Origin of the sequence: Pseudomonas sp. 02C 26 (genome assembly GCF_002843585.1) — a bacterium.
GTDB lineage: Bacteria > Pseudomonadota > Gammaproteobacteria > Pseudomonadales > Pseudomonadaceae > Aquipseudomonas > Aquipseudomonas shirazensis.
Map to the genome: position 1 here is coordinate 2,571,018 of NZ_CP025262.1, position 15,687 is coordinate 2,586,704.

12 protein-coding genes are annotated in these 15,687 nt (G+C 62.9%); 4 read left to right on the forward strand and 8 right to left on the reverse strand.

What is annotated here, in order from left to right:
• Window positions 1–31: 31 nt before the first annotated feature.
• Both CXQ80_RS11655 and CXQ80_RS11660 read right to left on the reverse strand, forming a co-directional pair.
• Window positions 32–1,945, reverse strand: coding sequence for an AAA family ATPase (locus CXQ80_RS11655; protein WP_101319551.1), 1,914 nt, complete (start codon window positions 1,943–1,945; stop codon window positions 32–34).
• 68 nt (window positions 1,946–2,013) lie between these two features.
• A complete protein-coding gene (locus tag CXQ80_RS11660; protein WP_101319554.1) occupies window positions 2,014–2,910 on the reverse strand; it encodes a helix-turn-helix domain-containing protein in 897 nt (298 codons plus the stop codon).
• Between the two features lie 149 nt (window positions 2,911–3,059).
• On the opposite strand from CXQ80_RS11660, the gene CXQ80_RS11665 reads away from it, so the two are divergent.
• From CXQ80_RS11665 to CXQ80_RS11675, 3 genes are all read left to right on the forward strand, one after another.
• Window positions 3,060–4,418 (forward strand): glutamine synthetase family protein, encoded by a 1,359-nt coding sequence (locus tag CXQ80_RS11665; RefSeq protein WP_101319556.1) that lies wholly within the window; start codon window positions 3,060–3,062, stop codon window positions 4,416–4,418.
• A gap of 72 nt (window positions 4,419–4,490) precedes the next feature.
• A complete protein-coding gene (locus CXQ80_RS11670; RefSeq protein WP_101319558.1) occupies window positions 4,491–5,579 on the forward strand; it encodes a polyamine ABC transporter substrate-binding protein in 1,089 nt (362 codons plus the stop codon).
• Between the two features lie 14 nt (window positions 5,580–5,593).
• Complete coding sequence (locus CXQ80_RS11675; protein WP_101319560.1) at window positions 5,594–6,889, forward strand: FAD-binding oxidoreductase; 1,296 nt, start codon at window positions 5,594–5,596, stop codon at window positions 6,887–6,889.
• Between the two features lie 48 nt (window positions 6,890–6,937).
• Here the strand turns inward: CXQ80_RS11675 and CXQ80_RS11680 are convergent, their stop codons facing one another.
• Together CXQ80_RS11680 and CXQ80_RS11685 are read right to left on the reverse strand one after the other, a co-directional pair.
• Window positions 6,938–8,245 carry a serine/threonine transporter gene (locus CXQ80_RS11680; protein ID WP_101319563.1) on the reverse strand — a complete coding sequence of 436 codons (1,308 nt, stop codon included), beginning with the start codon at window positions 8,243–8,245 and terminating at the stop codon, window positions 6,938–6,940.
• A gap of 106 nt (window positions 8,246–8,351) precedes the next feature.
• On the reverse strand, window positions 8,352–9,728 hold the full coding sequence (locus CXQ80_RS11685) for an L-serine ammonia-lyase (protein WP_101319565.1): 1,377 nt from the start codon (window positions 9,726–9,728) through the stop codon (window positions 8,352–8,354).
• Between the two features lie 146 nt (window positions 9,729–9,874).
• Between CXQ80_RS11685 and CXQ80_RS11690 the strand changes: the two genes are divergently transcribed.
• Complete coding sequence (locus CXQ80_RS11690; RefSeq protein WP_101319567.1) at window positions 9,875–10,819, forward strand: LysR substrate-binding domain-containing protein; 945 nt, start codon at window positions 9,875–9,877, stop codon at window positions 10,817–10,819.
• 6 nt (window positions 10,820–10,825) lie between these two features.
• Here the strand turns inward: CXQ80_RS11690 and CXQ80_RS11695 are convergent, their stop codons facing one another.
• The 4 genes from CXQ80_RS11695 to CXQ80_RS11710 all read right to left on the reverse strand — a co-directional run bounded on the left by CXQ80_RS11695 (window position 10,826) and on the right by CXQ80_RS11710 (window position 15,653).
• Entirely contained in the window at window positions 10,826–12,244 is a 1,419-nt protein-coding gene (locus tag CXQ80_RS11695) for an undecaprenyl-phosphate glucose phosphotransferase (RefSeq protein WP_101323029.1), read from the reverse strand.
• 252 nt (window positions 12,245–12,496) lie between these two features.
• A complete protein-coding gene (locus CXQ80_RS11700) occupies window positions 12,497–13,267 on the reverse strand; it encodes a WecB/TagA/CpsF family glycosyltransferase (RefSeq protein WP_101319569.1) in 771 nt (256 codons plus the stop codon).
• Window positions 13,264–14,454, reverse strand: coding sequence for a glycosyltransferase family 2 protein (locus tag CXQ80_RS11705; protein ID WP_101319571.1), 1,191 nt, complete (start codon window positions 14,452–14,454; stop codon window positions 13,264–13,266). Before CXQ80_RS11705 ends, CXQ80_RS11700 begins: the two co-directional genes overlap by 4 nt.
• Window positions 14,451–15,653, reverse strand: a complete 1,203-nt coding sequence (locus CXQ80_RS11710) for a glycosyltransferase family 4 protein (protein WP_101319572.1) — start codon at window positions 15,651–15,653, stop codon at window positions 14,451–14,453. Before CXQ80_RS11710 ends, CXQ80_RS11705 begins: the two co-directional genes overlap by 4 nt.
• Window positions 15,654–15,687: the final 34 nt, after the last annotated feature.

Here is a 15,687-nt window from a genome sequence, read left to right on the forward strand (position 1 = left end):
CGCTTGTGCGGCTTGCCCCTTTTTTTGCCAGCTAGTTGTCGCGCACCTGGTCCTGCACCCAGTCGAGCATGCCACCCGGCACAATCAGCTCATGCCTGGCCCGCGAACAGGCGGTGTACAGCCCCGCGAGCATGCGCGCTCGCTCATTGCGGTTACCGGCGGCGGCAGGCGCAACCATCAGCTCTGGCGAGACCATGACCCGGGCGAACTCCATGTTCTTCACGTCGCGCACCCTGGCCAGGAACAACTTGGGCGCCTTGTCCCAGCGATAACGGCTCTTGGCCTTGGCGAAATCTTCCGGCGTATAGCCCCTGCGCAGCAGGTTGGCCACAGCAGCAAAGGCCTTGTCGTCGCCCTTGTCCTGTTCCAGCGCCTGCCAGCTGGCATAGCGGAACAGCATGTTGTGCCGCGGGCGCGTGCCGTAGCGGTACAACTCGATGCAGTCTTCGACAAACAGCTCGAACTCCTTGCGCGCACCTTTGAGCAAAACAAACGGTACGCCCTGATGGGTCAGGCGCTGGAACCAGCCGAACAGACCCCATTCGTCATCCACCAGCAGCGCCGTAGGTTGCTCGGGCACCGTCACCGTGTCGAAGAAACTGACCCGGGTGTAGTGCTCGGCGCTGCCGGTAAAGGCCGCCTGCACTGCGGCCGGGTGGGCCAGGATCAGCGGGTTCAGCACGCCCTCCATGGCCGGCCCGGCACGCAGCGAGTGATCGATGCAGCGCTGGCGGATGAACTTGCCGTGGTGCGGGCTGAGGCCGTTGAGGTTCTGCAGGTCGTCGCCCAGGGTAATGATTGCCTGCGGGCTGCGGTCGAGCACGGCGAGCATGGGCGCCGACAGTTCGTGGGCTTCATCGACGATGACATGGCTGAACTGGCTGTCGATCACTTCCAGCGTCAGCGACAGCAGCTTGACCCGGTGATAATCGCGCACCGGCAGCTGAATCTCGCGCGCCGAGGGGCGGATCAGCTGTTGCCAGTACAGGCGCGCCTTTTCCAGCAGCACCTCCTGATCCAACGGCGAAAAGCCGTGGCCCATCCACGGCAAATGATGCAGTTCGATGGCGGTGTCTGCGCTGCGGCAGAAGCTGCGTACCGCCTTGATGCACAGGGCGACCACTTCGCGCGCCGCCAACGGGCCGATGTCCGGCACTGCCAGCCACTGTACGACTTGCGCCTCCTGCGGGCGCCACGACAGTTTGCTGCGGTAGACGTCGCGCAGGCGCCAGCCGTTGCTGGTCAGGTCGCGGTCAAGAATCTCGTCGGCCAACTGGCCAAAAGTGCGCGCGGTAAACGCCGAGGCGTCCTTGATCCGCGCCTGCAGGGCGCGGAGCTGGCCTTCGGTCATGGCCAGCAGCAAGGTCCGCTGCGGGTCGAGCAAACGGGCGAACTGGTTGATCAGGAAGGTCTTGCCGGTGCCGGCAAACCCCTGCACCGCCACCGACTCGTCAACCCCCGAGAGAAACTCGCGCAGCAAGCGGTTCTGCTGGTCACTCAGGCGCAGATTGCTCGGCAACGACGGCAAGCTGACCGGTCGCAACGGCGTTACCTGCTCGCGATAGGCATCGGCAAAGGTAAAGCTCCAGCCACCTTCGCTGTCGCGCAGGTCGGCAACATCGACCTGCTGCTCGGCCGCCAGCAGGCCGATGCCGTTCTCGCCGAGCATGCCCAGGCCCATGCCGAACACTTCTGGGTCAAAACGGCTGGCGACCTGCTGCTGGAAGCGCGACGGCGCCGCCGCTTCAACCTCATCGGCAATCCGCACGATCTCGGCAAAGCGCCGCTGCTGCGCTTCGACCGAAGGCGCACCCTGCTGGCGCGGCACATTCTGGATAAACAGCACCGCAGCGCTTTCCAGCAGGCTGGCCTGCACAAAGAACTCGCTGGCGTGTTGACTGGCCAGGCCGTCGGCCTGTTCGCTGGTCAGGGGCAGATAAAACATCAGGACCTCGGTACATTACTGCCGCGCACGATACCAGCAATGGCTCTGATCTGCAGAACTGTACCGGGCTACCTGACCCGCTTCAGCGTCTCGCTGGGCAGCTCGGCAAACAGTTGCCGGTAACTCTCCGAGAAGCGCCCCAGGTGCCAGAACGACCACTGCATGGCCACCTCGGCCACGGTCGCCCCCGCGCCACGCAACAAGTCACGGCGGGCGCCGTTCAAGCGGCGCAGGCGCAGCCAGTGCGCCGGTGGCATGGCGGTGAAGGCCTTGAAGATCTGCTGCAACTGGCGCACAGACACCCCGGCAACTTCGGCCAGCTCGACGAGGTTGAGCGTTTCGTCGGGGCAATCGGCGGCCCAGTCGCTGACCCGGCGCATGACCGCGCGCGCCTCGCTACGCCGGCCATGGGCATCGCCCTGCAGGCGTTGGCTGGCATTGTCGAGAATGAACAGGCAATCCTCGAGCAGCTGTTCGCCCAACGCCCTGCCCTGCAATGGGCTGTCAGCCTCGCCCAGCCGGGTCAGGGTCGCGCTCAGCCAGCTGCCGAACAGGTTGTTCTGCACCGAGTCCAGCGGGGTCATGAACAAGCCTTCCAGGCGGGCGACATCCAGCCCATGGCGCTGGAGAAAGTCGCGGCTGAACACCACCGCCACTTCCTGATAGTTCTCGGGCGTGATCCAGATATTGCGGCTGTCTTCATTGAGCAGGTACAGGCTGTTCTCACTGCGGTCAAAACAGAACGTCAACGAGCCACTGGGCGCGCTGAAAAACTGCTCGACGCGGGTATTGAGCCGCTCTTCGTAGACTTCAACGCCTTCTAGTTCCAGGCTGCGCAACTGGCCATTGAACAACCCCGGCGACATTTGCCGGTATTGCTGCTGCCAGCCGGGCGTTGTGCGCACCTGTTCACTGACATCACTGGTCTGGAAAGCCTGAACTTGCAAGCCGTTGGCGCTGGTCACGCGGCATCCTGTATGCACTATTTTGGTGCATTTGCTGACGGAAGAAGTGGATAGATCAACCCTGCGGGCTGCGCCCAAGATAGCCCCCAGCGCAGCGACTGGGAAGATCCCTTCGCATGGCGCGATCAAAACCCAACCAAGAGGTCTGTATGAACGCCCCCTTCGATCAGCTTTCCACCTGGCTGAAAGAACACCGCATCACCGAAGTCGAATGCGTGATCAGTGACCTGACCGGCATCGCCCGCGGCAAGATTGCACCCACGGCCAAGTTCCTCCATGAGCGCGGCATGCGCCTGCCTGAAAGCGTGCTGCTGCAGACCGTCACCGGCGACTATGTCGACGACGATATCTACTACGACCTGCTCGACCCGGCCGACATCGACATGATCTGCCGCCCCGACCCGTCGGCGGTGTACCAGATCCCGTGGGCCATCGAACCCACCGCCATCGTCATCCACGACACCTTCGACAAACAAGGCAACCCGATCGAGCTGTCGCCGCGCAACGTTCTCAAGAAAGTCCTCAAGCTCTACGCCGACAAGGGCTGGCAGCCAATCGTCGCGCCGGAGATGGAGTTCTACCTGACCAAGCGCTGCGAAGACCCGGACTTGCCCCTGCAAGTGCCGATGGGCCGCTCCGGGCGCGCTGAAAGTGGCCGTCAGTCGTTCTCGATCGATGCCGCCAACGAATTCGACCCGCTGTTCGAGGACGTCTACGACTGGTGCGAGATCCAGTGCCTGGACCTCGACACGCTGATCCACGAAGACGGCCCGGCGCAGATGGAGATCAACTTCCGCCACGGCGACGCGCTGGACCTGGCCGACCAGATCACGGTGTTCAAACGGACCATGCGCGAGGCCGCGCTCAAGCACAACGTCGCCGCAACGTTCATGGCCAAGCCGATCACCGATGAGCCCGGCAGCGCCATGCACCTGCACCAGAGCGTGGTCGACATCGCCACCGGCAAGCCGATCTTCGCCAATGACGACGGCAGCATGAGCGAGCTGTTCCTGCACCACATCGGTGGCCTGCAGAAGTACATCCCCAAGGTGTTGCCGATGTTCGCGCCGAACGTCAACTCGTTCCGCCGCTTCCTGCCGGACACCTCGGCCCCGGTCAACGTCGAGTGGGGTGAAGAAAACCGCACCGCCGGCCTGCGCGTACCGACCTCAAGCCCCGAGGCCATGCGCGTCGAGAACCGCCTGCCGGGCGCCGATGCCAACCCTTACCTGGCCATTGCTGCGAGTTTGCTCTGTGGCTACCTGGGCATGGTCGGCAAGATCGAGCCGAGCGCTGCAGTGCAAGGCCGCGCCTATGAGCGCCGCAGCCTGCGCCTGCCGATTACCATCGAAGACGCGCTGCAGCACATGGAGGAATGCGAAATCATCCAGGACTACCTGGGCAAGCAGTTCGTCCAGGGTTATGTCGCGGTGAAGCGCGCCGAGCACGAGAACTTCAAACGGGTGATCAGTTCGTGGGAGCGCGAGTTCCTGATGATGAGTGTCTGATCATCTGCGGGGCGCCGAGCGCCCCGCCTTATGCAACATCACGACCCAGAATAAAACCAGAGAGGTGTCGACATGCGTCATTTGCAGTCCGTGATCCCCGCAGCATTCGCCCTGATGTTCGGCGCCGCCGCTCAGGCCCAGCCGAGCGTCAGCGTGTACAACTGGACCGACTATATAGGTGAAACCACCCTGGCCGACTTCCAGGCCAGCAGCGGCATCAAAGTGATCTATGACGTGTTCGACTCCAACGAAACCCTGGAGGGCAAGTTGCTTGCCGGGCGCACCGGCTACGACGTGGTGGTGCCGTCCAACCACTTCCTGGCCCGCCAGGCCAAGGCCGGCGCCTTCCTGCCGCTGGACCGCAGCAAGCTGCCGAACTTCAGCAACCTCGACCCCAAGCTGCTCATGCAGCTGGAGCAGAACGACCCCGGCAATAAATACGCAGTGCCGTACCTGTGGGGCACCAACGGCATCGGCTACAACGTCGACAAGGTCAAGGCGGCGCTGGGCATCGACAAGATCGATTCGTGGGCAGTGCTGTTCGAGCCAGAAAACCTGAAGAAACTGCAAAAATGCGGCGTAGCCTTCATGGACTCGCCGGATGAACTGTTCCCGGCCATGCTCAACTACCTGGGCATGAACCCGCGCAGCGAAAACGAAGCCGATTACAAGAAGGCCGAAGCCAAGCTGGTGGAAATACGGCCGTACATTACCTACTTCCACTCCTCCAAGTACGTTTCCGACCTGGCCAATGGCGATGTCTGCATTGCTTTCGGTTACTCGGGCGACGTGTTCCAGGCGGCCAATCGTGCTGTTGAAGCGAAAAACGACGTAAAAATCGCCTACAGCATTCCCAAGGAAGGCAGCAATCTGTGGTTCGACCTGCTGGCCATTCCCAAGGACGCCAGCAACCCTGAACAGGCCCTGGCCTTCATCAATTACCTGCTCGACCCTGAGGTAATCGCCAAAGTAAGCACCACCGTCGGTTATGCCAACGCCAACCTCGCGGCCAAGGCGCACATGGATCCGGCGCTGGTCAACAATCCCGAGATCTACCCGCCGCAAGAGGTGCTCGACAAGCTCTATGTATCGAGCACACCGAGCCCGAAAATCATGCGGGTCATGACCCGTTCCTGGAGCAAGATCAAATCCAACCGCTGAGCCGAGCCTGTGCCATGTCATTAGAGAGCCAACACGCTGCCTCGTACTACGCCGCCACGGCGCGCAGCAGCGCGCCCTACCCTGCGCTGCAAGAACAACTGAGCGCCGACGTCTGCGTGGTCGGTGGCGGCCTGACCGGGGTCAATACTGCGCTGGAACTGGCCGAGCGCGGTTTGTCGGTGATCCTCCTCGAAGCCCGGCGCATCGGCTGGGGCGCGAGCGGGCGCAACGGTGGCCAGCTGATTCGCGGCATCGGCCATGATGTCAGCGGTTTTGCCCGCTATGTCGGCCAGGACGGCGTGCGATATCTGCAACAGGCCGGGATCGACTCGGTCGAGCTGGTGCGCCAGCGCATTACCCAGTACGCCATCGACTGTGACCTGCGCTGGGGCTTCTGCGAGCTGGCCAACACGCCCGCCCAGTTTGCCGCGTTCAAGGACGAGCAAGCACAACTGGCCGACCTCGGTTACCGCCATGCCACGCGCCTGGTTGATGCGGCACACATCGGTGAAGTGGTCGCCAGCGAGCAGTACGCAGGCGGGCTGATCGACATGGGTTCAGGCCATCTGCACCCGCTCGACCTGGTCCAGGGTGAAGCGCGCGCTGCGGCAAAGTTGGGCGTGCGTATCTTTGAACAAAGCCCGGTGCTGCGCATCGAGCATGGCCCGAGCGTGACCCTGCACTGCGCCCACGGCAAGGTGCGCGCGCAGAGCCTTGTGCTTGGCTGCAATGCGCACCTGGACGAACTCGAGCCGCGCCTGAGCGGCAAGGTGCTGCCCGCTGGCAGCTACGTGGTGGCGACCGAGCGACTGCCTGAACAGGTGGCACAGGCGTTGATTCCGCAGAACATGGCTTTGTGTGACCAGAAGGTCGGCCTTGATTACTACCGCCTGACCGCCGACAACCGCCTGCTGTTTGGTGGTGCCTGCCACTATTCGGGCCGCGATCCGAAAGACATCGCCGCCTACATGCTGCCCAAGGTGCGCAAGGTGTTCCCGCAACTGGCCGATGTGCGCATCGACTATCAATGGGGCGGCATGATCGGCATCACCGCCAACCGCTTCCCGCAGGTGGGCCGCTTGAGCCAATACCCCAACGTCTACTATGCCCAGGGCTATTCCGGGCATGGCCTGAACGTGACGCACTGGACTGCCAAGCTGCTGGCCGAAGGCATCGCCGTCGGCCACAGCCAGGGCCTGGATGTTTTCAGTGCGGTGCCGCACCTGACCTTCCCGGGCGGCAAGGCCCTGCGCTCGCCGCTGCTGGCAGCGGGCATGCTCTGGCATCGGCTGCGCGAAGTACTGGGCTGAGCCCACGGATGCAGGCCCCGCGCCGAATCGGCGCGGGGTTGAGCTGGGTCAGGCGAAGAAGCTGTAGAAGATCGCCGACAAGGTGATCAAACCGATCAAGGTAACGAACACATTGGACAGCTTGCCCGAGTACTTGCGCAGCGCCGGCACCTTGCGTACGGCGTACATCGGCATCAGAAACAGCAGGCAGGCAATCACCGGGCCGCCCATGCTTTCGATCAGGCGCAGGATGCTCGGGTTGAGGGTGGCGACCGCCCAGCACGTCAGCACCATGAACAGCGCGGTAACACGCTCCAGACGCTTGGCCGGCCAGGCTTTGCCGCGCCCGCGCAGGCTCTTGACGATCATGCCCTGGAAGCCCTCGCTGGCGCCGATGTAGTGGCCGAGGAACGACTTGGTGATTGCCACCAGGGCAATCAGCGGTGCCACGAACGCGATCACCGGGGTCTGGAAGTGGTTGGCCAGGTACGACAACACCGAGATGTTCTGCTCCTTGGCGGCCGCCAGGTCGGCCGGGCTCAACGCCAGCACGCAACTGAAGCAGAAGAACATCACCGTCAGCACCATCATCACGTGCGCGGTTGCCAGCGTGCGGCCGCTCTTGCGGTCAGCGTCGGCGCCATAACGGTGCTTTTGGTCGACGGCAAAGGCCGAGATGATCGGCGAGTGGTTGAACGAGAAGACCATGACCGGGATCGCCAGCCACAACGTCAGCAGCAATTTGTTGACGCTGATGCCTTCACTGGCCTGGGCGAGGAAGGCGCCGTTCCAGTTCGGGATCAGGCTCAGGGCCAGCAGCAACAGTGAGGCGACGAAGGGATAGACCAGGATGCTCATGGCCTTGACGATCATCTGTTGGCCGCAGCGCACGATCACCATCAGGCCGCAGATCAGCAGCAACGACAGCAGCACACGCGGCGGCGCCGTCACGTGCAACTGATGCTCGAGAAAACTGCTCAGGGTATTGGTCAGGGCAACGCTGTACACCAGCAGGATCGGGAAAATCGCCAGAAAGTACAGCAAGGTGATCAGCTTGCCGGCGCCGGTGCCGAAGTGCTCCTCGACCACCTCGGTGATGTCCTCGTTGCCGTTCTTGCGACCGGACAGGACAAAGCGGGTCAAGGCCCGATGTGCATAGAAGGTCATCGGCAACGCCAGCAGCGCGAGGATCATCAACGGCCAGAAGCCGCCGACCCCAGCGTTGATTGGCAGGAACAACGTCCCGGCGCCAATCGCCGTGCCATACAGGCCCAGGGCCCAGGTGGTGTCATGGCGGTTCCAGCGGGTTGCATCCACCGCCGCAGCCGCAACGGCCGCATCCGCACGAACAGTCGTGGTGCTATGTACATCGGTCATCAGATATCGCCTTGTAGTTATTTTTGTCGCTGATACAGCGGGTAGTGCCTTGGAGCTGAATGCACACTGCCTTGGCAGATGCGCATTCAGCCCCGTCGAGTACGGGTCAGCACTCGACGTACGCCACGGCGAGGCCGCCGCGTGAGGTTTCCTTGTAGTTGGCGTGCATGTCGGCGCCGGTGTCGCGCATGGTGCGAATCACCCGGTCGAGGGAGATGAAGTGCTCGCCGTCGCCGCGCAGGGCCATCTGCACAGCGTTGATGGCCTTGACGGCGGCAATCGCGTTGCGCTCGATGCAGGGAATCTGCACCAGCCCGCCGACCGGGTCGCAGGTCAGCCCGAGGTTGTGCTCAAGGGCAATTTCGGCGGCGTTTTCCAGCTGCGGTGCGGTCGCGCCGAGCACCTCGGCCAGGCCCGCGGCGGCCATTGAACAGGCCGAACCGACCTCCCCCTGGCAGCCCACTTCGGCGCCGGAAATAGATGCGTTTTTCTTGCACAGAATGCCCACTGCCGCCGCCGCCAGCAGAAACGCCACGACATCGTCGTCGCAGGCGCTGGGGTTGAACTTCATGTAGTAGTGCAACACGGCGGGGATGATGCCGGCGGCGCCGTTGGTAGGCGCGGTGACCATGCGCCCGCCAGCGGCGTTCTCTTCATTGACCGCCAGGGCAAACAGATTGACCCACTCCATCGCGCTCAAGGTCGAGCCGATCACGTTGGGCTTGCCCACCTCCTGCAGGCTGCGGTGCAGCCGCGCGGCACGGCGCTTGACGTTGAGCCCACCGGGCAGGATGCCGTCATTGCGCATGCCGTTGGCCACGCACTCGCGCATCGCGGCCCAGATTTTCAGCAGCCCAGCGCGGATGTCATCTTCACTGCGCCAGGCGCGCTCATTGGCCATCATCAGTTGACTGACGCTGAGGTCGTGCTGTTTGCACAGGCTGAGCAGTTCGGCAGCGCTGGAAAACTCGTAAGGCGGCTTGACCTGCTCGGCGCTGCTCTGTGGCGCATCGATCTCGGCTTGCTCGACGATGAAGCCGCCACCGACCGAGTAATAGGTCTGGCTGAACAGGCAGCCCTGCTCGCCCTCGGCATTCAGCGTCATGGCATTGGGGTGGTACGCGAGGCTTTCGTCCAGCAGGAGCATGTCGCGGCCATAATCGAAGTCTACCGGCTGGCGGCCGTCGAGCATCAGGCAGCGCTCCTGCAGCAGCTGGGCGATACGCGGCTCGATACTGTGCGGATCGATCTGGTCAGGCCACTGCCCCATCAACCCCAGCAGGCAGGCGCGATCAGTGGCATGGCCGACGCCGGTGGCGGACAGCGAACCATACAGGCGCACCTCGACCCGCTGTACCTGAGCCAGTAGCCCGCGCTCGCGCAGCGCCTGGGCGAAGGTTGCGGCGGCGCGCATCGGCCCTACGGTGTGGGAGCTGGAGGGGCCGATGCCAATCTTGAAAAGGTCGAAAACACTGATAGCCATGCTAATGCCTGACCGTGGCGGCCTTGAACACCTGCGCACGGCTCTCTGGAAAAATTGAACGGTGTTGCCAAGTTGGGCGATACTGCCGCGCCACCACGGCAATGACCAACGAAAGTTTCTAAGCTAGCCTTTAGCAGGACTAAACGATGAGAAGGCAAATTACTGGCCAGTTCTATGTCTGGCTGCATGTGTTTTCCTGTGCGGCGCGGCACTTGTCGTTCACCCGCTGCGCCGAGGAACTACACATCACGCCCGGCGCGGTCAGCCAACAGATGCGCCAGCTCGAAGAGCATCTGGGCTACCGTTTGTTTCTGCGCAAGGCCCGTGGTGTCGAGCTTTGCGCCGAAGGCCAGCGCCTGGCGCTGACGGTCGCCGAAGCCTACGGCAGCATCGAAGCGGAGTTGCTGCGGCTGGACGCCGGCGATATTCGTGGCACCTTGCGCCTGCGCTCGATCCCGTCATTTCTGGCCAAGTGGCTGACCCCGCGCCTGCCGCGCTTTCAACAGCGCTACCCGGACCTTGAGCTGCGGCTGGTGGCCGAAGACAGCAACCAGGCCCTGCACCCGGATGATTTCGACCTGGCGATCGACCTCAATGACGGCAGCTATCCGGGCATGCTGTCGACGCCGCTGCTCGACGAGCAGATATTCCCGGTGTGCTCACCTGCCCTGCTCCGTGGCCGGCCGCCGCTGCATGGGCCGGCTGACCTGGTGCATTACCCATTGCTGCACGACATGACCGCCTGGCGCGGCAGCTCGGAGTACGCTGAGTGGGAGTTTTATCTGCAGGGCATTGGTGCCGGTGAGTTGAATGTGCGCCGCGGGCACACCTTCAACCGCAATCACCTGACCATCGAAGCCGCCATTGCCGGGGTTGGCGTGGCGATAGCGCGGCGCACCCTGCTCAATGATGAGCTCGAGCGCGGCGCGCTGATCGTGCCGTTCGGCGTAGCGCTGGCCAACCACAAGCGCTACGTGCTGCATTACCCGCCCGGCGGCTTGAACCAGCCGGGCGCGCGTGCCGTGCATGACTGGCTGGTGGAAGAAGCGCAGGCGTTTCGCGCGCTCCACCCGCTGGCATTGGATGTGTGAGCCGGCTCAGTACGCCTGTTTGCCGGTGAACGCATTGAGCGTGCGCACCAGGATCACGAAGTCCAGCCACAACGACCAGTTGTTGATGTACTCGATGTCCGAGTCGACCCGCTGGATCATCTGGCCGATGTCCTTGGTTTCGCCCCTGAAGCCACGGACCTGGGCCAGCCCGGTCATCCCCGGCTTGATGTTGTGGCGGGCGAAGTAATCGACGATGTCTTGCGAATACAGCGTGTCGTGATGCAGCGCATGCGGCCGTGGGCCAACCAGCGACATTTCACCAGTCAGCACATTGAACAGCTGTGGCAACTCATCCAGGCTGGTACGCCGGATAAAGGCGCCGACCTTGGTAATCCGCGGGTCGTTTTTCTGCGCCTGCTTGACCACGCCGTTTTCCAGCGGGTGAATGTGCATGCTGCGAAATTTCCAGATGCGGAACGATTCGCCGGTCCAGCCCATGCGTTCCTGGCGGAAGAACACCGGCCCCGGGCTGTCGATCTTGATCGCCAGGGCGATCAGCAGCAGCACCGGCGAAGCACAGAGCAAGATCAACGCGGCCAGCACGCGGTCTTCCAGGTTCTTGAGGAACAGGCTCATGCCGGTCAGTGGGGTTTCCGACAGAGTCAGCACCGGGATCCCAGCGATTTCCCGCACGCTGTGGTTGATCAGCCGCAGCGAGAAGATATCGGGCACCCAGTTGACCGCAATGCACTTGTCGAGCAGCTTCAGGTAGACGTCGTTGATGACCTCCGAGCCGCCCAGCGGCGTCACCAGATACACCGTGCGGATCGCATGCTTGGCTACCAGCCCATCGAGCTCGGAGATGTGCCCCAGCACCGGCGGTTTGCCGTCACCGGTGACGCGGCTTTGCTCGTCGGGCTTGTCGATCCACACGCAGCCCACCACACGCTCGCCAAACCAGGGGTTGTTGCTGATCTTCAGGTAAAGAAAGTTGGCAAGATCGCCCGTGCCGATGATCAGCGCATTGTCGGTACGCAGCGCATTGGCCATGAAGCGCTTCTGCACTTCGCGCACTGTGTAGTGCAGGAACAGCTGCAGGAAATAGCCGCTGACGAACAGTTTGCCCACCAGCAAGCGTGAGTAGGTTTCGCTCTGCTTGGTCAGAAACGCCATCACCATCAAGAAACAGAACGTCGCCGACCACGCCTTGAACAAGCGAAACGCCTTGATCGACAGGCCGACGTTGCTGCGGTAGATACCGTAGTGGTCATAGATCACTGCCAGCGCACCGATCAGCAACAGCAGCATGATCACGTAGTCGGAAGTGATGTAGCCGAACTGATCAACGATCAGGTACCAGGCGATGCCAGTCACCGCGATACCGTCAAGCCCAGCCTGAATGGCGTTGCTCACGCCACTTCTGCGCTGGAGCAAGGAACGACTGCTTCGGGGCTCGAAAACCATCATCAGACCTCATCAAATGTGAGCGCAGCGAAACATCACTGCTTACAACTTTGGTATTACACCCAACTGACTGATCACACTGCCAAGCCAATGCTGCACGCACGCCGACGATTGAATTCGGCGTAGTTCCGGGGGGGTTATGGGGCATTTGATATCACTGTAGCAGTACCACGGAGAGGCGACGCGGCGAATCATCGCGGCGACGGTTTTTGGCAGCTTCGCAGTGTCCAGCACCACCCTCAGCAGGTCGTTTCAGATGCGCTTTGGCGCGCTGCGCAGGGCGCTCGCGGCAGCTTTTCGGTAGCGCAACGCACGCAGCATGAACAGCGGATTGCCGATCACATACCGCTTGAACAGACGCCTGGGCTCACGCAGCAAGCGGTAGGCCCACTCCCCTTTCAAGCGGCGCACCCAGTGCGGCGCGCGGGTGACTTTGCCTCCGAGAAAATCCAGGATGGCGCCGCCGCAGATGATCAGACATGGTCCAGTGACCGTAGCCAGTTGCGCGGCGATAGCCTCCTGTTTGGGCATGCCCATGCCCAGCACAATCAACTGCGGCTGATACTGCCTGGCGAGCTCAAGGTAATGTTCAGCGTTGGCAAACCCGTGCTCGACCGAGACCAGCTCGATTGCAAACTGCGCCTGACAGCGAGCACCGGCCTGGCTCACGAACGGCTCCTCGGTGCCCCACAGCGCAACCCGTTTGCCCCGGTACGCCGCGATCAGTTTGGGAATCAGGTCGGTCCCGTTCATGTTCAGGCCTGGCTCGAGTGCGAGTTGGCGATACAGCAGGCCCATGCCGGCGCCATCGCGCAGCAGCAGGTCAGCCGCGCTCAGCGACGCACAATAGCCCTCGCTGGCAGCCACCAGATTCAGCGCATGAGCATTGACGAAGCCCAGCACCGTTGCCTGGTCGGGCGCCGCAAGGGTCGCAATCAGCTGTTGCTCGGCAGCCCCATCGACAACCACCTGTAGCTTGCCGAGGATAGCGTCCCAGCGTTGTTGCCATGGCCGCTCATTCATTGACTGTCATCCCGCTTCGAACGCACCCATTCCACCTGACGCTTGAGCAAAAAACCCACGTACAGGGGGATTTTTTTCGCTGCGTAGAATGGCGCATAGAGCAACACCGAGAACGGTATCAGCTCGCGTGAGAAGCGCGCCCAGGCCAGCACCACTGCTGCGCCCATCAGCACCAGCGCAAGGCTGGCGATGGCTGCGGCAAACGCCACGCCGAGCAGTGCCAAGGCCAGCCAACTGACGACGAAGATGGCCATCAGGGCCAATACCAACAAGGCCAATGGTGGCACCAGCAGGTCCAGCGCCATGGCCAACAACGGCCCGTTGCGTTGCAGCAAAGCGGCGCCCAGCAGCTTCGGCCCTTCTGCCAGCAACACGCCTAGATGGCCGTGTTCCCAGCGGGTGCGCTGGTTGCTGAGGCCGTCGTCGCTGGTGGGGAACAGGCTGGTGACCTGGGCCTGCGGGCAAAACAACGGCGGCTTGCCGTCACGGCAAAAGTCCAGGCCCAGCTTCAGGTCTTCGACCAGGTGACCGGTGGCCAGATTGGCCTTCGCCAGATCAGCCCAGGCGAAGGCCATGCCGGTGCCCATCAACTGGCATGGCAGCCCGATCCGGGCCCAGCCGCGTGGCCGCACCAGATTCTTTACTCGCCAGGCGAACTCGGCGACTTGCACCTTGAGCCCAGCCCCGGCAGGCGCGCACATCAGGTCAAGGGCCTGCACCGGGCGGCCGGTGGCGAGGCTGCAACGCGCCAGAGTTTCAATCGAGCCAGCACTCAACAGGCAGTCGGCGTCGATGATGATCACCACCTCCGGCGGCGCCGCGGCCAGCTGACGCACGCCGTAGTCCAGGGCATAACCCTTGCCACGCAGGTGCTGATGCTCGCGCTCGACCACCTCGGCGCCGGCCGCGCGAGCCAGTGCTGCGGTGCTGTCAGTACAATTGTCGGCGACTACCAGCAGGCGATCACTGTCGAGCAATTGCTGACCGATGCTGGCCAAGGTGGCGCTGATACCCCCTGACTCATTGTGCGCCGGCACCAGCACTGCCACCCGCGGCCTGGGGCCGGCAGCCAAAGGCACCGGCCGCGCCGGCAGGCACGCCAGCACGACCTGGGCAAACAGCACCAGGACCGGCAGCAGAATCAACAGCGCCAACAGCGCCAGCAACCAACTTGTCAGTGTGATCATGCGCCCGCCCTGAAATAGCTGGCCAATTTGGCCGCTTCGGTATCGATGTCGTGGCGCTCCAGCACCCGCTGATGGGCCGCATCGCCCATACGTTGCAGCACCTCGTACGGTTGCCCAAGGCAGTCGGCCATCGCCGCTGCCAGCTCCTGTACCGCCCCTGCTGGGAACAGCCAGCCATTCTCGCCAGGGCGCACCAGTTCAGGGATGCCCGCCACATAGGTGGTCAGCACCGGGCGGCGCAAGGCCATGGCTTCCATGATCACCACTGGCAGGCCTTCGGCAAAGCTGGGCAAGACCAGGGCGCGAGCGGCGAGTAGCTCCTCGCGAACCTGGCCGCTGCTGATCCAGCCAGTAATACGCACCTGCCCCTGCAGCCCATGGCGGGCAATCAGGGTCTCGATCTCTGCGCGCATCTCGCCATCGCCGGCCAGCACCAACTCGAACGTCGTGCCTTGCGCGGCCAACTTTTGCGCCGCCTCAAGCAACAGCAACTGGCCCTTCTGCTCGCACAAGCGGCCGACACACACCAGCCGCGGCACTGCCGGAACCGGCACCGGCGGGCCTGCATGGAAGGCCGCTTCCAGCCCGCAGTGCACGACCTTGACCTTGTCCCAATGGGCGTGCGCCACCCAGCGATACAGCTGGCTGCGGCCGTAAGAACTGACGGCGGCGACAAACGCCGCACGGCGGACCTTCTCACCGATATGCAGAAACTGCGGTTTGTCGAATTCCTCCGGGCCGTGCACGGTGAAGCTGTAGTGCGGCCCGCCCAAGGCATTCGCGAGCATCACCACCTCGGTCGAATTGGTGCCGAAGTGAGCGTGCACATGCTCGGCGCCGAAAGCCTGCAACCACTGCACCACGCGGCACGCCTCGGCCAGGTAGATCAGGTGATAAGGCCAGCTGCGGTCAGCCCGTCGGCCCATGCCCAGGGCCAGCCACAGCGCACTGAAAAACCGCCGCGGCTGAGCGCGCAGAACTTCAAGCAATGGCTTGAGCAGCCCTTTGACGCCGTCCTCAAGGACATAGCGGGTCTTGCTCCGTTCAGCGATATCGTCGTTGTCCTGCAACTCGCCGTCCCAACCACGCAGGGCGATCCGCTGTACTTCAATGCCCTGGCGCTCCAGCGCGAGGATTTCGCGGCGAATGAAGCTGTGGCTGACCTTCGGGTACTGATTGATGAAATAAGCTATGCGCATAGGCAATCGATCAATCCCTGAATAATTAAATGAA